This window comes from Sphingopyxis sp. SE2 (assembly GCF_032227185.1).
In the GTDB taxonomy this organism is placed as follows: Bacteria; Pseudomonadota; Alphaproteobacteria; order Sphingomonadales; family Sphingomonadaceae; genus Sphingopyxis.
In genome coordinates, this window is record NZ_JAPMXW010000001.1 from 4038327 (window position 1) to 4056956 (window position 18630).

General features: G+C 68.3%; 14 protein-coding genes. 10 read left to right on the forward strand and 4 right to left on the reverse strand.

From position 1 onward, the window contains the following. Window positions 1-125: 125 nt before the first annotated feature. Window positions 126-782, forward strand: coding sequence for a DUF2238 domain-containing protein (locus OVY29_RS19165; protein WP_313911936.1), 657 nt, complete (start codon window positions 126-128; stop codon window positions 780-782). After that, window positions 755-1360 (forward strand): hypothetical protein, encoded by a 606-nt coding sequence (locus tag OVY29_RS19170; RefSeq protein WP_313911937.1) that lies wholly within the window; start codon window positions 755-757, stop codon window positions 1358-1360. The genes OVY29_RS19165 and OVY29_RS19170 overlap by 28 nt, the downstream gene beginning before the upstream one ends. 90 nt (window positions 1361-1450) lie before the next feature. Here the strand turns inward: OVY29_RS19170 and OVY29_RS19175 are convergent, their stop codons facing one another. The 3 genes from OVY29_RS19175 to OVY29_RS19185 all read right to left on the reverse strand — a co-directional run bounded on the left by OVY29_RS19175 (window position 1451) and on the right by OVY29_RS19185 (window position 4354). After that, a complete protein-coding gene (locus tag OVY29_RS19175) occupies window positions 1451-2212 on the reverse strand; it encodes an SDR family NAD(P)-dependent oxidoreductase (RefSeq protein WP_037555005.1) in 762 nt (253 codons plus the stop codon). Next, window positions 2209-3690 carry an AMP nucleosidase gene (locus OVY29_RS19180; RefSeq protein ID WP_052182184.1) on the reverse strand — a complete coding sequence of 494 codons (1482 nt, stop codon included), beginning with the start codon at window positions 3688-3690 and terminating at the stop codon, window positions 2209-2211. The genes OVY29_RS19175 and OVY29_RS19180 overlap by 4 nt, the downstream gene beginning before the upstream one ends. Window positions 3691-3871: 181 nt before the next feature. Next, complete coding sequence (locus OVY29_RS19185) at window positions 3872-4354, reverse strand: peroxiredoxin (RefSeq protein ID WP_037555049.1); 483 nt, start codon at window positions 4352-4354, stop codon at window positions 3872-3874. Window positions 4355-4540: 186 nt separating this feature from the next. On the opposite strand from OVY29_RS19185, the gene OVY29_RS19190 reads away from it, so the two are divergent. After that, on the forward strand, window positions 4541-5104 hold the full coding sequence (locus OVY29_RS19190) for a YqgE/AlgH family protein (protein ID WP_313911938.1): 564 nt from the start codon (window positions 4541-4543) through the stop codon (window positions 5102-5104). Here the strand turns inward: OVY29_RS19190 and OVY29_RS19195 are convergent. Further along, entirely contained in the window at window positions 5101-5499 is a 399-nt protein-coding gene (locus OVY29_RS19195) for a hypothetical protein (RefSeq protein WP_037555007.1), read from the reverse strand. The two genes, OVY29_RS19190 and OVY29_RS19195, sit on opposite strands and share 4 nt — an antisense overlap. Before the next feature lie 395 nt (window positions 5500-5894). Between OVY29_RS19195 and ahcY the strand changes: the two genes are divergently transcribed. The 7 genes from ahcY (at window position 5895) to addA (ending at window position 18598) form a co-directional block, all read left to right on the forward strand. Beyond that, window positions 5895-7310, forward strand: coding sequence for an adenosylhomocysteinase (ahcY, locus tag OVY29_RS19200; RefSeq protein WP_037555008.1), 1416 nt, complete (start codon window positions 5895-5897; stop codon window positions 7308-7310). Window positions 7311-7618: 308 nt separating this feature from the next. Continuing rightward, window positions 7619-9982 carry a PAS domain-containing sensor histidine kinase gene (locus tag OVY29_RS19205; protein ID WP_052182185.1) on the forward strand — a complete coding sequence of 788 codons (2364 nt, stop codon included), beginning with the start codon at window positions 7619-7621 and terminating at the stop codon, window positions 9980-9982. After that, window positions 9979-10431, forward strand: a complete 453-nt coding sequence (gene tsaE / locus OVY29_RS19210; protein WP_037555009.1) for a tRNA (adenosine(37)-N6)-threonylcarbamoyltransferase complex ATPase subunit type 1 TsaE — start codon at window positions 9979-9981, stop codon at window positions 10429-10431. The genes OVY29_RS19205 and tsaE overlap by 4 nt, the downstream gene beginning before the upstream one ends. Then, window positions 10428-11399, forward strand: a complete 972-nt coding sequence (locus OVY29_RS19215) for an aminoglycoside phosphotransferase family protein (protein WP_037555051.1) — start codon at window positions 10428-10430, stop codon at window positions 11397-11399. The genes tsaE and OVY29_RS19215 overlap by 4 nt, the downstream gene beginning before the upstream one ends. After that, on the forward strand, window positions 11396-12115 hold the full coding sequence (locus tag OVY29_RS19220) for a nucleotidyltransferase family protein (RefSeq protein ID WP_200880168.1): 720 nt from the start codon (window positions 11396-11398) through the stop codon (window positions 12113-12115). The genes OVY29_RS19215 and OVY29_RS19220 overlap by 4 nt, the downstream gene beginning before the upstream one ends. Further along, entirely contained in the window at window positions 12108-15116 is a 3009-nt protein-coding gene (addB, locus tag OVY29_RS19225; protein WP_037555011.1) for a double-strand break repair protein AddB, read from the forward strand. Before OVY29_RS19220 ends, addB begins: the two co-directional genes overlap by 8 nt. Beyond that, window positions 15113-18598, forward strand: a complete 3486-nt coding sequence (addA, locus tag OVY29_RS19230; protein WP_037555013.1) for a double-strand break repair helicase AddA — start codon at window positions 15113-15115, stop codon at window positions 18596-18598. Before addB ends, addA begins: the two co-directional genes overlap by 4 nt. Window positions 18599-18630: the final 32 nt, after the last annotated feature.

Here is an 18630-nt window from a genome sequence, read left to right on the forward strand (position 1 = left end):
CCCCTCCGTCAGCGGTTGTGCCGCTGCCACCTCCCCATGCCCGCGGCACAGGGAGGATCGTCTGGGTGTCGGCGCGCGCGAGAGGCATCTCGACTTCGCTCGATGCGAACGGATAGGAGAGGGCGATGCCCGTTCCTCAATCCGCCATTCCCGCCGCCCAGCGCCGTCTGCTCGGCCTGCTCCTCGCGTTGCTGCTCGTCGCGCAGATCGACCAGCCCTATCCCGAAGTCGCGCTGCTTCAGCATATCCCGACGGCGCTGCTGCTCGCCCTCTCCCCGTGGCTGCTCCGCCGCTGGCCGATGTCGACCGCGTCGGTCGCGTGCCTCACCCTCTTCATGGCGCTCCACACGCTCGGCGGCCGCTACGCCTACAGCAATGTCCCCTATGACGAATGGGCCCGCGCGATGACGGGCACGAGCCTCGCCGACGCCTTCGGCTGGACGCGCAACCATTACGACCGTCTCGTCCATTTCGCCTTCGGCGCGCTGTCGGTGATCCCCGTCGCCGAAATCGCAAGGCGTTGGGGTGGGCTCGGATGGCGCGGCGCGGGGCTGGCCGTGCTCGGCTGGGTGCTCGCCATTTCGTGCCTCTACGAAATCTTCGAATGGCTGCTCACCATCGTCGCGGCGGGCGATACCGCCGACCGCTATAACGGGCAGCAAGGCGACATCTGGGACGCGCAAAAGGATATGGCGCTCGCGCTATCGGGTGCGATACTGGTGCTCGCGATCCCCTGCCGCGACAGGAGAGAGTCATGCGCAACTTCACCACCCTCGCGATGATCGGCCTGCTCGCGGCGTGCAATCCGGCGGCCGAGAAAGCGCCCGTGGATGCCGATCCGGCGCCGCCACCAGTGCCCGAGGCGAAGAATGACGGTCCCAACGCCGCGACCACCGCGGTCAGCCTCGACGGCGAAGGACTGCGTTTCGTTGACAAGACCAGCGGCAAGGCGAGCCTGCTCGCCTTCGGCGTCCCGCGCGCGCAGGCCGAAACGGCCTTGGCGAACGTCGCGGGCAAGGAGGACGACCGCAGCACCAATGCGGAATGCGGCGCGGGGGCGATGGAATTCACCCGCTACGACGCGATGACGCTCAATTTCCAGGACGGCAAATTCGCCGGCTGGTTCCTCGGCAACGAACCCGGTGCCGACAGCTATTCGACGATGAGCGGCATCGCGGTGGGCACGACGCGTGGGAAGGCGGCGGAATCGGTGACGATCGTGGACATCGAGGACAGCACGCTCGGCGAGGAGTTCAGCATCGGCACGGGCGACAAGGTCATCGGCGGCATGTTCGCCGCGCCGGGGGATGCGGCGAAGATCGACGCGCTGTTCGCTGGCGCGAACTGCTTCTTCCGGTAACGACCGGGATCGGACTTAATCTCCCCTCCCACTTGCGGAAGGGGAAGTCAGTACACGACCTCGACGTCCGTTCTCCACCCCAAGGCGGTCTTACGCATTGCGCGCCGTCAGTCCGCCGTCGACCGGGATCACGGCGCCGGTGATATAGCTCGCCGCGGGGAGCACGAGGCCGAGCGTTATATGCGCGACTTCCTCGGGCTCGCCATAGCGGCGGAGCGCGGTGCGGCGCCGCGCGAAGACCAGCTTATCCTCGTCGGGCACCTTGTCGGTCATGCCGGTGCGGATCGGGCCGGGGCAGATGCAGTTGACGGTGATGCCGTCCTTGCCGAGATCGACCGCGAGGCCTCGTGTCAGGCCAACCACGCCCGATTTGGCGGCGATATAGGGCGTGTCGCCGGGTGTCGCGCCGAGCCCTTCGGTCGAGGCGATGTTGACGATGCGCGCGGCGTCGCTTTTGCGGAGCCAGGGCAGCGCGGCGCGGACCATGCGCTGGTGCGCGGTGAGCATCACCGCGAGCGCGCGATGCCAGATCGCGTCATATTCGTCACCGGCGTCGAGCGCAGCGAAGCTCGAGACGCCGGCGTTGTTGATGAGGATGTCGATGCCGCCGAATTGCGCGGCGATCTCTGCGACGACGCGCTTGATCGCCTCGCCGTCGGCGACATCGAGCGCGACGGCCTGGGCGTTCGGCCCGCCCTCGGCCGCGACGGCTTCGCAGGCGGCGAGGTCGAGGTCGGTGACCGCAACCTTCGCGCCTTCGCTGGCGAGCAGCAATGCGGTCGCGCGGCCCATGCCGCTCGCGGCGCCGGTGACGATCGCGACGCGGCCGGCGATCGAGCGCGACAGCGTCAACGGAACGGCGGCTCGTTGAACGCGCGCAATTTCCGGCTGTGGAGCTTGGCGCCTTCATCGCGGAGCAGTTCGCAGGTGCGGATGCCGATCTGGAGGTGCGCGGCGATCGCCTCTTCGTAGAAGCGGTTCGCTTGTCCGGGCAGCTTGAGCTCGCCGTGGAGCGGCTTGTCGGAAACGCAGAGCAGGGTGCCGTAGGGGACGCGGAAGCGATAGCCCTGCGCGGCGATCGTCGCCGATTCCATGTCGATGCCGATCGCGCGCGACTGCGAGAAGCGCAGCGCGCTGTCGGTGTAACGCAGTTCCCAGTTGCGGTCGTCGGTGGTGACGACGGTGCCGGTGCGCATGCGCTTCTTGAGGTCGGCGCCGCTGGTGCCCGACACCGCCTCGGCGGCGCTGGCGAGCGCGACCTGGACTTCGGCGATCGGCGGGATCGGGATTGCGACCGGCAGCACCGCGTCGAGGATATGATCGTCACGAAGATAGGCGTGCGCGAGCACATAGTCGCCGATGCGCTGGCTGGGGCGCAGCCCGCCGCAGTGGCCGATCATCAGCCACGCCTCGGGACGCAGCACCGCGAGATGGTCGCAGATCGTCTTGGCGTTCGACGGGCCGACGCCGATGTTGACGAGGGTGATGCCGCCGCCATCGGGCGCGATCAGGTGATAGGCGGGCATCTGGTGCCGCCGCCACGCGCTGTCGGCGACCAGTGCGCTGGCGTTGACGCCGGGCTGGTCGACATAAAGCCCCGCGGCGCCCGCGAGCGCGGTATATTTGCCCTGGCCGACCTGCGCGCCCGCCCAAGCGACGAACTCGTCGACATAGCGGTGATAGTTGGTGAACAGGATATAACGCTGAAAATGCTCGGGCGCGGTGCCGGTGTAATGGCGAAGGCGCGCAAGGCTGAAGTCGGTGCGCAGCGCGTCGAACAGCGCGAGCGGCTGGTCGGCGGCGGGGTCCTGTCCGAACAGGCCGTCGGCGAGTTCGTCGCCGATATCGGCGAGCTCGGTCGTCGGAAAATGGCGCGCGAGTTCGAGCGGAGTGACGCCGCCCATGTCCGACCCGTCGCTCGCGTCGAGCACATAAGGGAAGGGAATTTGCTGCCCGGTGCGCGTCACTTCGAGCGTGATGTCGTAGTGGCGCGCGAGCAGCATCAGCTGTTCGCGAAGATAGTCGGCGAAAAGGTCGGGGCGCGTCACAGTGGTGACGAACTCGCCCGCGCGCTCGAAGCGGCCGAAGGCGAGATTATGGCCCTTCTGGCCCTCGCGCTGCTCGCCGGTGGTCGTGAGGCGGATCGCCGGATAGTCGAACAGTCCTTTGGCGGCGGCATCGACCGGCGGCGGCGTGCGGTCGCGCACATAGGCCGCGATCGCCGATTTGAGATTGGAGACCGAGATGCGGAAACGATCCTGCAGTTCGGCAATGATGCCGTCGACGAGCGCGGTGGGATCGGTGCTGTCTTGCGATGAGTTCGATGTCATCGCGTCGCTGTTGCATGAAAATGTGACAAAAGGGAAGGGGTGGGCAAACTATTCTCCCTGTGGCGAAGCGGCAGGGAAGAGCCCATGCGAAGCATGGTGGAGGGGCGATAGGAACCAGCCCCTCCGTCAGCCCTGCGGGCCGCCACCTCCCCATGGCTTCGCCACAGGGAGGATTTGAACTTTACAGCTGTTCGAGCATATGGTCGGCGCTCGACACCTTGAATTCGCCGGGCGCTTCAACGTTGAGCTGCTCGACGACGCCGTCGTTGACGATCATCGAGAAACGCTGGCCGCGCTTGCCCATGCCGAAGGCGGTGCCGTCCATGGTGAGACCCACGGCTTCGGCGAAGGCGCCGTTGCCGTCGGCGAGCATGGTGACGCTGTCGCCGGCATTGGCATTCTTGCTCCACGCGCCCATCACGAAGGCGTCGTTGACCGCGGTGCAGGCGATCTCATCGACGCCCTTGGCTTTCAGTTCGCCGGCCTTGTCGACGAAGCCCGGCAGATGCTTGGCCGAGCAGGTCGGGGTGAAGGCGCCGGGAACCGAGAAGAGCGCAACCTTACGGCCCTTGAAATAATCGGCGGTATTGACCTGTTCGGGACCGTTTTCGGTGACCTTTACGAAGGTCGCATCGGGCAGCTTGTCGCCGGTCTGGATCGTCATGGTCGGCATCCTTTTCGCTTGAGGGGTTTCGGTTCGGACGCGACATTGGGTGCGACGGCGCGCGAGTCAAGGACGGGAAGGGGCGCGGCGGTCGATTTGGAGGGGAGCGGTTGGCGGGCGAAACCCTTCGCCTGTCGTCCAGCAAAGAGGCTGGACCCTTTCGGCCTGTCGCGGCATTGTACGGATATGGAAACCGTCCCCACCTGGTTCACCGGCCAGCTGCTGCTCGCGCTGCCGGGCATCGGCGATCCCCGTTTCGAACATTCGGTGATCGCGATGATCAGCCATGACGAGGACGGCGCGATGGGGATCGGCATCGGCGACCCGATCGACGGAATGACCGTCGGCGCGGTGCTCGACCAGCTCGAGATCGAGCATGACGAACCGCTCGATCAGCCGGTCTTCCTCGGCGGTCCGGTCGAGCCGTCACGCGGTTTCGTGCTCCACAGCCGCGACTGGGGCGGGCAGGAAGCGGTGCAGGTCGGCGATCGCTGGATGATATCGAGTTCGCACGACATATTGCGCGCGATCGGCGAAGGGCGCGGCCCGTCGCGCTGGCTGGTGGCGCTCGGCTATGCGGGATGGTCGCCTGGGCAGCTCGAAGGCGAAATGGTCCGCCACGGCTGGCACGTCACCCCTGGTAGCGACGGCCTGCTCTTTGAAACGCCGCCCGCCGAACGATGGCAGGCGGCGTTCGCCGAAGCGGGAGTGGACGCCCGCCTGCTGACGACCGAGGGCGGCGAGGCCTAGCGAGCGAGCGCGAGAAGCGGTTTGCCCTGATTGAGGTTGGCGAGCGCGGTCCGCGCGGCCCAGCGCGAGTCCATATAGCGGCCGCTCGCCAGTTCGACATCATAGCGGATCGGGCTGCCGATCGCGGCGTCATAGGCGGCTGCGGCATCGGCGGTGCGACCCAGCCGGGCATAAGCGGTACCAAGATTGATCAGCCGCGAGGGGTCGCGGGCGTCGAGCGTCGTTTCGCCGGTCAGCTTTTCGACCGCGGCTTCATTCTCGCCGGCCTTGAGCTCGACATAGGCGACCGGCAGGATCTCCGAATCGGCCTGCGGCGCCGTCACGACGACGATCGATTGCGCCGCGGCGGGGCTCGCGAAGGCGAGAGCGACGAGCGGCAGCAGAAATTTTTTCATCCTTGTATCTCCCCAAAATCTTGAGGAGATTTTCTCGCGCATTCGGAAAATTGTCAATATTTCCGGGGCTTTGTAACACTGTTGTCACAAAGACGAATTAAGCTAATCGCAAGGCGCATTATAAGTCCGATTTTTCAGAATCTTGGGCTTTGCGACTCCATGTCACAATCGGGCCCGCCCGGTTGTCACAATTGCTGCGCGCAAAAATTATTTTTGCGGCGCGCGCATTTTTGCGCCGCCGATTCGTGCGTCCGCGCGCCGGGGCGGGCGGTGCTGCGAGTGCGATATAAAGAAAAGTTTATATTTGATCGACGACGGCGTTTCGGCTAGGGCGCGGGCGTGTTTTTCGTGGCCGCTCGCCTGCGGTCGTCTTTGCCAATATGGAGAATCCCCCCGTGGCTACTCTCGCCGCCGACGCCCGCGATTATGTCGTTGCCGACATCAGCCTTGCCGATTTCGGGCGCAAGGAAATCAACATCGCCGAAACCGAAATGCCGGGCCTGATGGCGCTGCGCGCCGAATATGGCGCGGCGCAGCCGCTGAAGGGCGCGCGCATCACCGGTTCGCTGCACATGACGATCCAGACCGCGGTGCTGATCGAGACGCTGACTGCGCTCGGCGCCGAAGTCCGCTGGGCGACGTGCAACATCTTCTCGACGCAGGATCATGCCGCCGCCGCGATCGCCGCGACGGGCGTGCCGGTGTTCGCGGTGAAGGGCGAGAGCCTTGCCGACTATTGGGATTATGTCGGCCGCATTTTCGACTGGGGCGTCGAAGACGGCACGACCTGCAACCTGATCCTCGACGACGGCGGCGACGCCACCATGTTCGCGCTGTGGGGCGCGAAGCTCGAGGCCGGCGAGACGATGCCGGCGCCCGAGAATGAGGAAGAGATCGAAATGCAGCGCGCGCTGAAGGCGTTCGTCGCGGCGAACCCCGGCTACCTCACCAAGACCGTCAAGGCGATCAAGGGCGTATCGGAAGAAACGACAACGGGTGTCCACCGCCTGTACCACATCGCCAAGAAGGGCGAGCTGCCCTTCCCCGCGATCAACGTCAACGACAGCGTCACCAAGTCGAAATTCGACAACCTCTATGGCTGTAAAGAGTCGCTGGTCGACGCGATCCGCCGCGGTACCGACGTGATGCTCGCGGGCAAGGTCGCGACCGTCGCCGGCTTCGGCGACGTCGGCAAGGGTTCGGCGCAGTCGCTGCGTAACGGCGGCGCGCGCGTGCTCGTCACCGAAATCGACCCGATCTGCGCGCTGCAGGCGGCGATGGAAGGCTTCGAGGTCGTGTCGATGGATGAGGCCGTGAAGCGTTCGGACATCTTCGTCACCGCGACGGGCAACGCCGACGTCATCACCGCCGAGCATATGGCGGCGATGAAGAATATGGCGATCGTCTGCAACATCGGCCACTTTGACAGCGAAATCCAGATCGCGGCGCTCGCCAACTATAAATGGACCGAAGTGAAGCCGCAGGTCGACTTGGTGGAATTCCCCGACGGCAAGCAAATCATCATCCTGTCGAAGGGCCGCCTCGTGAACCTCGGCAACGCGACGGGTCACCCGTCGTTCGTGATGTCGGCGAGCTTCACCAACCAGACGCTTGCGCAGATCGAGCTGTGGACGCGCAGCGAGCAGTACAAGAACGACGTCTATGTCCTACCGAAGCATCTCGACGAAAAGGTCGCGGCGCTGCACCTCGAAAAGCTGGGCGTGCATCTGTCGAAGCTGAGCCAGAAGCAGGCCGACTATATCGGCGTGCCGGTCGAAGGCCCGTTCAAGCCCGAGCATTATCGTTATTGATCGTTTCGGCGCTTTGTTGGTGGATCGAAAAGATTCGCGCAGAGGCGCAGAGGACGCAGAGAAAAGAAGGGAGAGGGCGGCTTTGCCGCCCTCTTTTGTTCCCGGGGATGCTGGACACCAGCAATTCCTGAATAATGTCTCGGCGCTCTCTGCGTCTCTGCGCGAATCCAATAATCCACCGCTACGGGTTAATCGGAAGGCGATGCACGGCAATTGGCTGTGACATGCGATTGAAACATGACTCCATCGCCTTTAGGGCAAGCGATCATGCGCGCGCGACATCCGGACAAACGAGGGCTTGAGGCGGGATGAGCGACGCGCTTTCCCCGGCCATGTTGTTCGCGCTCGGACTCTTTGCGGCGCTGTGGCTGCTCGCCGGATTGTGGGCGACGCTGCGCGGGATCGCGATGCAGCGGCGCTCGGCGTTCGTCGCGGGGCAGGCCGAACGGCTCGCGAACCTCGTCGAAGCGTCGCCGCAGCTCCCCGTGATCGTCCGCGCCGACTGGCGGATCGAGGCGAGCGAGCGGCTCGGGCGCTGGCTGGGGCTCGAACGCGGGCCGCGCAATTTTGACGAGCTTCGCGGGCTCGGCAGCGGGCTCGATGCCGAGGCTCATGACGCGTTGCGGCATGCGATCCTCGGGGCGCAGCGCGGCGCGAAGCCCTTTGTCCTGAGCCTGAAGCCCGACGGCAGCCACCGCACGATCATCGTTCATGGCGCCGCAGCGCCGCAGGCGGTCGGCGGGCCGGGCGGGGTGCTGCTGTGGCTGAGCGATGCGACCGACGGCCAGCAGGCGCTCGCGCACGCGCGCAGCGAGCGCGACGAGGCGATGGCGGCGTTCGAGGCTTTGTCGGGGCTGATCGAGGCAGCACCCTTCCCGATGTGGTTCCGCGACACCGATCTGTCGCTCGCGCTCGTCAACGGCGCCTATGTTCGCGCGGTCGAGGCGAAGAGCGCGGCGGCGGTGATCGACGGCGGGGTCGAACTGTGCGAGACCGTCGCGGGGGTGAGCGCCGCCGACGCCGCCGACGCGGCGCGCGCCGCGGGATCGGCGCAGATGCGTACGATTCCGGTGACGATCGAGGGCGAACGGCGGATCATGCGCGTCGTCGATGTGCCGCTCGCGCCAGAGGGCGGGCGGGTGATCGGCGTCGCGGGCTATGCGATCGACATTCAGGAGCTCGAAACCGAACGCGGGGCGCACCGCCGCTTCGTCGACACGCAGCGCGAACTGCTCGACCGGCTGTCGGCGGCGGTGGCGCAATTCGGTCCCGACCAGGGGCTGAGCTTCGCGAACCTGCCGTTCCGCCGCCTGTTCGCCCTGGAGGCCGAGGAGGTGGCCGAGGCGCCGCCTTTTGCGCGGCTGCTCGACGCGTGGCGCGAGGGCGGGCGAATCCCCGAAGTGCGCAACTATCCCGAATGGCGGCAGGCGCATGTCGACTGGTTCGCGCAGGCCGAGGCGAGCGAGGAAGACTGGCTGCTGCGCGACGGCACGCACCTGCACGTCGTCGCGCAGCCGACCCCCGACGGCGGCATGCTGCTGATCGCCGAAGACAAGACCGAACAGGTGCAGCTCGCGGGCGCGCGCGACACGCTGCTCCGCGTTCGCACCGCGACCTTCGACAATCTGTTCGAGGCGGTCGCGGTCTTCGCCCCCGATGGGCGGCTTCACCTTTGGAACCAGCGTTTCCGCCGCCTGTGGGGCATCGACGAACCGACGCTCGCGGCGCATCCGCGCGTCGATACGTTGATGGAAGGGCTCGCCGACCGATTGGTGAAACCGAACCAGATCAGCATCGTGCAGGAGGTCATCCGCGCCGCAACACTGGAACGCCAGCAGCGCGGCGGCGAGATCGGTTTCGCCGACGGGCGCTATTTCGATTTCGCGTCGATCCCGCTGCCCGACGGCAATGCGCTGCTCATCATGCTCGACATCACACCAAGCCGGAAGATGGAGGGCGCGCTGCGCGAACGCAACGAGGCGCTCGAGGCCGCCGACAAGGCCAAGACCGCCTTCCTGTCGCGGATGAGCTACGAGCTGCGCACGCCGCTGACCTCGATTGGCGGCTTCGGCGAGATGCTGCAGGCGGGCTATGCCGGCAAGCTCGGTGACCAGCAGCGCACCTATATCGACGCGATCATGGATTCGGTGGGCGTGCTCGGCCGCCAGATCGACAATGTACTCGACCTTGCGCAGGGCGAAGCGGGGACGCTCGCGATCGAGCGCGCGCCGGTCGATGTGAAAATTTTGCTTGAAGGCGCGCTCGCCGACGCCAAGCTCTTTGCGAAGAGCGAAAAGGTCGAGCTCGTCGGCAATATCGCGGCGAACCTCGGCAGTATCGAAGGCGACGCGCCGCGACTGTCGCGGCTCGTCGCGGGGCTGCTCGACAATGCGGTGCGCTTTACCGTGCCGTCGCGCAAGACGGGCGCGCGCGTCTTGCTGCACGCCGACGGCGATGCGCGCGGCGTCGACATCATCGTGTCCGACAATGGCCCGGGAATGCCCGACGCGGCGGTCGCGGTCGCCAAGGGGCAGCAGGCGGGCACCGCGGCCGGCGGCATCGGCCTCGCGCTCGCGCGCCAACTCGTCGCGGCGCACGGCGGGACGATGGAAGTGGTGAGCGAAGAGGGGCAGGGCACGCTCGTGCGGATCAGCCTGCCGCGCGGCGCATGACCGGCTTTTCGGTGCGCTACGACCTCGCCGATGCCGAAGGGATCGGTGCCGCGATCGGGGCGGCGCTGGCAGCGGGCGATGTCGTGCTGCTGTCGGGCGACCTCGGCGCCGGCAAGACGACGCTGGCGCGCGCGATGCTCAAGGCGCGCGGACTGGCAGGCGAAGCGCCGAGCCCGACCTTTGCGATCGTCCAGCCCTATGCGCCGCCCGAGACCGATCTGCCGATCGCGCATGTCGATCTCTATCGCATCGAGGATGCGGACGAACTGATCGAATTGGGGCTCGACGATTATCTTTACGACGGCGCCTTGCTGATCGAATGGCCCGAAAGGCTGGGCGGCGAAGGCTGGCCGGGCGCGCTGCTCCTAAGGATTTCGGGTGCGGGCGACGCGCGCGTCTTGACAGCCGCTGTGCCGACGTCTTGGGGGAGCCGATGGCCGCTCCGATGATTCCGCCTCCCCATGCGCCCGCCTTTCTTGCCGCGCATGGCTGGGGCGACGCCCAGATTTTGCCGCTCGCGGGCGACGCGTCCTTCCGCCGTTATTTCCGTGTCGTCGATGGCGGCCGGCAGGCGGTGCTGATGGACGCCCCGCCGCCGCACGAAGACCCGCGGCCGTTCATCGCGGTCGCCGAATATCTGTGCGGGCTGGGGCTCAATGCGCCGAGGATCCTCGCGCGCGACCTCCAGCAAGGGTTGCTGCTGATCGAGGATTTCGGCGACATACGTCTGCGCGAAACGGTCGATGCTGAGATCGACAAGGAAGCGCAATATTATGCAGGGGTGACCGATCTGCTCGTCCACCTCCACACGCAGCCGCCCATGGACGGGCTGCCCGTCCATGGGCTCGATCAATGGCTCGACGAGGTGATGCTGTTCAGCGACTGGTATTGCCCCGCCTTCGACCTGAAGGTCGACCGCGATGCGTTTCGCGCCGCGTGGGCCGAGGTGCTGACCCCGGTCGAGCATGATGGCCTGCCGCGCGTCACCGTGCTGCGCGACTATCATGCCGAAAATATCATGCTGGTGCCCGGCAAGGACGGCATCGCGCATTACGGCCTGCTCGATTTCCAGGACGCGCTCATCGGCCACCTCGCCTACGACCTCGCCTCGGTGCTCGAAGACGCGCGGCGCGACGTGAGCCCGGCGGTCGAGGCGGCGATGCTCGCGCGCTATAGCGAAGCGACGGGGCACGACATCGAGCACGCCTATTGGGCGCTCGCGGCGCAGCGCAACACGCGCATCCTCGGCGTCTTCGTCCGGCTGTGGAAACGCGATAACAAGCCGCATTACAAGAGTTTCCAGCCGCGCATGTGGGGGCTGCTCGAACGCGACCTCGCGCATCCGGCGCTTGTCCCGGTTCGGCAATGGTTCGACGCCAATGTCCCCGCTTCGAAGCGGGCGGAGGCGTGGTCGTGAGTACGAAGATCGAAAGCGCGATGGTGATGGCGGCGGGGCTCGGCAAGCGGATGCGTCCGTTAACGGCTACCCGGCCCAAGCCGCTGGTGCGCGTCGCGGGCAAGGCGCTGATCGATCACAGCCTCGACCGGATCGAGGCGGCGGGCGTCAAGCATGTCGTCGTCAACGTCCATTATCTGGCGGACGCATTGGAAGCCCATCTTGCGGCGCAGAAAAGGTCGTTCAGCATCTCGATTTCGGACGAGCGCGACCTGCTGCTCGAAACCGGCGGTGGAATGGTCAAGGCATTGCCGCAGCTGACGGGCGACCCGATCCTGATCGTCAACAGCGACAATATCTGGACCGACGGGCCGCAGGACAGCATCCGCCACCTCGCGCGCCATTGGGACGGCGAGCGGATGGACGCACTGCTACTGCTGATCCGGCAGGCGAGCGCGACGGGGCATGGCGGGCGCGGCGATTTCCACATGGACCCGGCGGGCCGGCTGTCGCGGCGCAAGCCGGGGCGGATCGCGCCCTTCGTCTATACCGGAATCCAGCTTATTTCGCCGCGGTTGCTCGATGGCGCCCCCGAGGGGCCGTTCTCGACCAATATCCTGTGGGATCGCGCGATCGCGGCGGGGCGGCTCTATGGGCTGTCGCACATGGGGCAGTGGTTCGACGTCGGCACGCCGGCGAGCATCGCGCCGACCGAAGCCGCGCTGACGGATGGCTGACGCAAGACCCACGCTTTTTTCCATCCCGGTCCAGCGGGCCTTCGCCGACGCGCTCGCGGGGGGGCTGATCGAGCGCTTTGCCGACGGCGCGCTCGGGCTCGCACAAGGGTTGATCCTGCTGCCGAGCAACCGCGCGCGGAGCGCGGTGCAGGCGGCGTTCGTGCGCGCTGGCGGCGCGGGGCTGCTGATGCCGCGGCTCGTCGTAATCGGCGATGCCGACCTCGACGAAAATGTGGCGCTCGCGCTCGACCCGATCGACGAGAGCGACGCGATTCCGCCGGCGATCGACGCGCTCAAGCGGCGGCTGATGCTCGCGGCGCTGATCGAGAAGCATAATGTGCCGGGCGAGGCGCCGATCACCGGCGCCGCGGCCTTCCAGCTGGCCGAAGGGCTGGGACGCGTGATCGACCAGCTCCATTATGAGGAGGTCGCGCCGGCGCGGCTCGCCGATATCGAAAGCGCGCTCGGCGATCTTGCGGGGCATTGGCAGGCGTCGTGGCGGCGGCTGTCGCTGCTCGTCGATGCGTGGCCGAAGCTGCTCGCGGCGACGGGACATGTCGACCGCGCCGACCGCCGCAACCGGTTGCTCGATCGGGTGACGCGTGGATGGCGCGTCGCGCCGCCGGCGCGCTTCGTCGTCGCGGCGGGCGTAACGACGGCGGCGCCCGCGATCGCGCGGTTGCTGCGCACCGTCGCCGACCTACCGCAGGGCATGGTGGTGCTGCCGGGGCTCGACCTCGGCATGGCGGGCGAGGAGTGGGAAGCGCTCGGGCCGGTGAGGGCCGACCCCGACAAGCCCGGAGAACGCCCGCTCGAAACGCACCCGCAATATCATCTGAAGCTGCTGCTTGGGCGGATGAGCGTTTCGCGCGAGGAGGTGCAGCCGTGGGATGGAACATCGCCGTTCGACGGCCCGGAGGCGCGCGCCTCGTTCACCTCGCTGCTCTTCGCGCCCGCTGCCTATACCGCGCGCTGGCAGCAGGCGGGCGACTTGCGTGCGGATATCGCGGGGGTCAGCGCCGCGACCTTCGCCGACGATGGGCAGGAGGCGCAGGGGATCGCGCTGATGATGCGCGCCGCGCTCGAAACGGGCGAACGCACCGCGGCGCTGGTGACGCCCGACCGCGCGCTCGCGACGCGCGTCGCGGCGGCGCTCGCGCGCTGGGACATAGCGGTCGATGACAGTGCGGGGCAGCCGCTGGGGCAGACGCCGCCCGGCGCGCTGCTGCTCGCGCTTGCCGAATTCGCCGCGGCGTTCGATCCGGTGCGGCTCGTCGCGCTGCTCGGGCACCCGCTGGTGCGCGCGGGCGAGGGCCGGCTCGGCTGGCTCGACCAGGTGCGGCGGCTCGATCTGGTGCTGCGTGGGCCGGGACTGGTGCCGGGCTGGGACGGGGTGACGATGCGGATCGCCGAGCGCGCAGCCGATCCGCAAGCGCGCGGCCATGACGCGGCGAAGCTGATCGATTTATGGTGGGCCGACGTCGCCTCCGGGCTGCGGGGGGCGCTCGCACCGTTCGCGGCTGGCGCCCCGGCGCCGCCTTCGGTCCTGCTGGGCGCATTGCAGGCGGCGCTCGGCTGGCTGACGGGCGAGGGAGCGTGGACCGGCCATGCCGGGCGCGCGCTGGCCGAGCTGTTCGACCGCTGGGCGCTGGCGAAGGGCGATGGCCCGGCGCTCGTCGCGCCCGCCGATTTCCCGGCGATGCTGGCCGATCTGCTCGCGAGCGAGAGCGTGCGGCCCCCCTATGGCGGGCACCCGCGCCTGTTCATCTGGGGGCTGCTCGAAGCGCGGTTGCAGCGCGCCGATCTGATGATTTTGGGCGGGCTCGACGAGGGGCGCTGGCCGCCGCAGCAAAGCCCCGATCCGTGGCTTGCGCCGGGCATCCGCCGCATGCTCGGGCTCGCGGCGCCCGAGCGCCAGCAGGGCGCGGCGGCGCACGACTTCGCGGGCGCCTTTGCAGCGCGCGAGGTGGTGGTGACGCGCGCGCTGCGCAGCGGCGGCGATCCGGCGGTGGCGTCGCGCTTCTGGCTGCGGCTCGCCGCGCTCGCGGGCGAATTGCGCGAGGCGCGGCTGGGGGACGCAAGCGTGACCGCACTCGCGGCGGCGCTCGACGTGCCGCCGGGCCCGATCGCGCCCGCGCCGATGCCGCAGCCGCGGCCGCCCGCCGACGCGCGGCCGGGCCAGATCAGCGTCACCGGCGTCGACCTGCTGGCGAAGGACCCCTACGCCTTTTACGCGGGGCGGATCCTGCGGCTTTCGGTGCTCGATCCGCTGCGCGCCGGGCCCGACCCGCGCTGGCTCGGGACGCGCGTTCACGCCTTCATGGAGGATTGGCAGCGGGCAGGGGCGACGCGCGAAGCGCTCGAGGCCGAGCTTGAGCGGCTGCACGACGACCCGGCGCTCGACGCGCTCGCGCGCGCTTTCTGGTTTCCGCGCATCGAGCCCGCGCTGCGCTGGGCGGCCGAACGCGTGTGGGACGCGCGCGCCGAAGGACGCGAACCGGTCGCGGCCGAGGTGTCGGGCGTGCATGAACTCAACGGCATTCGGCTGTCGGGAAAGGCCGACCGGATCGACCGGCTTGCCGACTCCAGTCTTGCGATCGTCGATTACAAGACCGGTGCGGCGCCGAGCGGCAGCGCGGCGGCCGACGGGCTCGACAATCAATTGGGACTGCTCGGGCTGATGGCCGAAATGGGCAAGATGGAGGGCATTGCGGCAGGGCCGGTCCACGCGCTCGAATATTGGAGCCTCAAGGTTGACCGCGCAAAGGGTGCGGACGGCAGCATCGCGCCCACCCACGGAAGCCGGCGCAAGCTCAAAACCGCCGAAGACGCGGTCGAGCGCGCCCATGCAGCCTTTGCCGACCTGACAGCACTCTACCTGCTGGGCGACGCGTCATTCGCGCCGGGCGACGCGGTGAAACGCTTCACCGATTACGATCAGCTGATGCGCCGCGACGAATGGTTCGGGCGCGGGCGCGATGCGAATGGGGACGCGCCATGACCCGGCTCCACGATCTCGACCCCGCACAGCAGGCGGCCGCACAGCCGGGCGAGCATGTCTGGCTCGGCGCGTCGGCGGGGACAGGCAAGACGCAGGTGCTCTCGGCGCGCGTGCTGCGGCTGATGCTCGCGGGCGTCGCGCCCGAGGCGATCCTCTGCATCACCTTTACCAAGGCGGGTGCCGCCGAAATGGCGCACCGCATCCACGAGCGGCTCGCGCTGTGGGTGCGGATGGACGACGGCGACTTGCGGCTCGACCTTCGCGCGCTCGGCGCCGATTGGGACCAGCCCGCCATTCTCGATCGGGCGCGGTCGCTGTTCGCGACGGTGATCGACAGCGCGGCGGGCGCGATCCGGGTCCAGACCATCCACAGCTTTTGCCAGACCCTGCTCGCGAGCTTCCCGCTCGAAGCGAAGATCATGCCGGGCTTTCGCGCGCTCGAGGAGGGCGAGGCGGCCGATCTGCAGCGGCGGGTGCTGAGCGAATTGCTCGCGCAGCCGGGCGCCGAAGGCGACACGATGCGCGGACAGGCGGCGATGCTGTCGCGGCGGATGGGGCAGGATGCGGCAATCGCGTTTCTCGTCCGCTGCGCCCATGCCTTTGCCGCGCCGTTTCGCGAGCGCATCCTGCCGCCGCGCGCGCAGGATTTGCGCGCGGCGCTGGGGCTTCCGGACGGCGCGCCCGACGCGTGGCTGACGGCGCGGATTGCGGGCGGCGCGATCGCCGACGATCTTGTCCGCATGGTCGCGGCGAGCGGCGCGAACTGGGGAACGAAGACCGGGCTCGCCTGCGCGGACGCGATGGCCCGCTGGCTCGCCGGCGATGCGCCGGCGCGCGCGGCGATGCTCGGCGACCTGCTCGGCTGTTTCCTCACCGGCAAGGGCGAGTTGCGCGCCGATTTCGCGGGCGACAAGGGGCGGATGACTGATTGCGCGGACAGCGCGGTGCGGATCGTCGATGCGGGGCAGGACCTGCTCGCCGCGGCCGCCGCGATGCGCATCGCCGACGAGCTGGCGGCGGCGTGGGATCTGGGCTCGCGCTTTGCTGAAGCCTATGCGCTCGCCAAGCGCGAAGGCGGGCTTGCCGATTTCGACGATCTGATTTCGATCGCGGGGTCGCTGCTGCGGCTCGGGCAGTTCGGCGAATGGGTGCGCTTCAAGCTCGACCAGCGCACCGACCATATCCTCGTCGACGAGGCGCAGGATACCAATACACGGCAATGGGCGATCGTCGCGGCGCTCGCCGAGGAATTTTTCGCCGGGGTGGGCGCGAAGGACGAGCGTGTGCGCACGATGTTCACCGTCGGCGACCGCAAGCAGGCGATCTTCGGTTTCCAGGGCACCGAGCCCGCGGCGTTCGAGGCGGCGCGCATCAGATTTGGGGAATGGGCGGCCGACGGCGGCCAGCCCTTTGCGGAGGTCGACCTGATCACCAATTACCGGTCGAGCCCCGCGGTGCTCGACGTCGTCGACGCGTGGGTGGCAGGCGGCGGCACCGAAGCGATGGGGCTCGCGAGCGACGAGCCGCCGCACCTGCCCTTTCGTAGCGCGCATCCGGGGCGGGTCGAGCTGTGGCAGCCGCTGCCGGTCGGCAAGGCGCTGACGGCTGACGCGGAGAGCGAGGAAGCGGGCGACGAGGATATCGCCGAGGGCGGCGATCCGCTCGCCCCCGCGAACGACCCCGCGAGCCTGCGGCTGTCGCGCGCGATCGCCGACGAGGTGCAGGAGTGGATCCTCCACGGCAAGGACGGGCGCAGCGTCGCGCCGGGCGATATATTGATCCTCGTCCGCCGCCGCCGCGACCTCGCGGCGCGGATCGTCGCGCGGCTGCAGTCCTTGGGCGTGCCGGTGGCGGGGGTCGACCGCTTCGCGCTGACCCAGCCGCTCGGGGTGCAGGACCTCTTGGCGGCGATGCGCTTCGCGGTGCAGCCGCTCGACGATCTCAACCTCGCCTCGCTGCTCGTGTCGCCGCTGATCGGCTGGTCGCAGGACGATCTCTTCGTCTTCGCGCACGGGCGCGGCAAGCGCGCGCTGTGGGAGCGGCTCCGCGATCGCGAGGCCGAGGTGCCGGCGGAAACGATGGCGGCGCTGCGCCACCTGCTCGGCATGGCCGATTTCACGACGCCCTATCGTTTCCTCGACCGCATATTGTCGGGGCCGATGCAGGGGCGGCGGCGGCTTTACGCGCGGCTGGGGCGCGAGGCGCGTGACCCGATCGACGAACTGCTCAACCAGGCGCTGGGCTTCGAGCGCCAGCATACGCCTTCGCTGCTCGCCTTCCTGAGCGAGGTCGAGGCAAGCCGCGCCGACATCAAGCGCCAGACCGAGGCGCGCAGCGACGTCGTGCGCGTGATGACGGTGCACGGGTCGAAGGGCTTGCAGGCGCCGATCGTCATCCTCGCCGACGCGACCGACGATCCGGTGCAGCGCCAGCGCGGGTTCGACCTGTCGCTGGAGGGCTGGGATCGGCTGCCCGTCTTCGGCCTGCCGAAGGAAGAGCGGCACGGGCCGGTCGCCATTGCTCACGATGACAAGGCGAAGGCTGAAATCCAAGAGCATTGGCGGCTGCTTTACGTTGCGATGACGCGCGCCGAGGAGTTGCTGGTGGTCGCCGGGGTCACCAAGAAGGAGGATCGCTCGCTGCCCGAACTCTGCTGGCACGCGGCGGTCGACGGGGTGATGGAGAATATGGGGCTCGGCTGGCAGGATGCCGGGCCGCGCTGGGGGCAGAAGCGTGTCCATACGGTGAACGCGAAGGCGTGGGCGCGGCAGCGCGAGAAGCCGGTTCGCGCCGCGCTGATGACCGCGATTCCAGACTGGGCAACCAAGCCCGCCCCCGAGGAAGCGCGCCCGCCGCGGCCGCTCGCGCCGTCGGCGCTCGGTGAGGACGATGTCGCGTCGCCGCCGCAGGGGGGCGAGCGGAGCGCCGCGGTGACACGCGGGCTGCTGCTTCACGCGCTGTTCGAGCGGCTGCCGCCCGTCGCACCCGAACGCCGCCGCGCCGCTGCGATGCACTGGCTGTCGGTGCAGGCCGCGGTATTGGGTGATGCGACGCGGGAGGCGATGGTCGATGAGGTGCTGGCGGTGCTGGGCGATCCGGCGCATGCGGCGCTGTTCGGGCCCGGCAGTCTCGCCGAAGTGCCGCTGTCGGCGGTGGTCGACGGCGTCGTCGTTGCGGGGATCGTCGACCGGCTGCTGGTGGCGGGCGATGCGGTGACGGTGATCGATTACAAGACCGGGCGGCATGTCCCGGCGAGCGCCGCCGAGGTCGCGCCCGCCTATCTGCGCCAGATGGCGGCCTATCGCGACGCGCTCCGCGTGATCTTTCCGCGGCGGCGGGTCGAGGCGGCCTTGCTCTATACTGCCGCGCCGCGACTGGTCCGCCTGGGCGACGCGCTGCTCGACGCGCACAAGCCGGGCTTGGCGGCAACCAAGGCGAATTTGCCGGGTTCTACCCTTGAGCCCGGCGCGCCGACGCCCTAGCTTGGAACCAACAGATTTTCAGGAGTTCAGAC

Excerpts from the sequence above, each read along its gene's own strand:
- OVY29_RS19165 (WP_313911936.1), top strand. The coding sequence starts at position 126 with ATGCCCGTTCCTCAATCCGCCATTCCCGCCGCCCAGCGCCGTCTGCTC.
- OVY29_RS19170 (WP_313911937.1), top strand. The coding sequence starts at position 755 with ATGCGCAACTTCACCACCCTCGCGATGATCGGCCTGCTCGCGGCGTGC.
- OVY29_RS19180 (WP_052182184.1), bottom strand. The coding sequence starts at position 3,690 with ATGACATCGAACTCATCGCAAGACAGCACCGATCCCACCGCGCTCGTC.
- OVY29_RS19185 (WP_037555049.1), bottom strand. The coding sequence starts at position 4,354 with ATGACGATCCAGACCGGCGACAAGCTGCCCGATGCGACCTTCGTAAAG.
- OVY29_RS19190 (WP_313911938.1), top strand. The coding sequence starts at position 4,541 with ATGGAAACCGTCCCCACCTGGTTCACCGGCCAGCTGCTGCTCGCGCTG.
- OVY29_RS19195 (WP_037555007.1), bottom strand. The coding sequence starts at position 5,499 with ATGAAAAAATTTCTGCTGCCGCTCGTCGCTCTCGCCTTCGCGAGCCCC.
- OVY29_RS19205 (WP_052182185.1), top strand. The coding sequence starts at position 7,619 with ATGAGCGACGCGCTTTCCCCGGCCATGTTGTTCGCGCTCGGACTCTTT.
- tsaE (WP_037555009.1), top strand. The coding sequence starts at position 9,979 with ATGACCGGCTTTTCGGTGCGCTACGACCTCGCCGATGCCGAAGGGATC.
- OVY29_RS19215 (WP_037555051.1), top strand. The coding sequence starts at position 10,428 with ATGATTCCGCCTCCCCATGCGCCCGCCTTTCTTGCCGCGCATGGCTGG.
- addB (WP_037555011.1), top strand. The coding sequence starts at position 12,108 with ATGGCTGACGCAAGACCCACGCTTTTTTCCATCCCGGTCCAGCGGGCC.
- addA (WP_037555013.1), top strand. The coding sequence starts at position 15,113 with ATGACCCGGCTCCACGATCTCGACCCCGCACAGCAGGCGGCCGCACAG.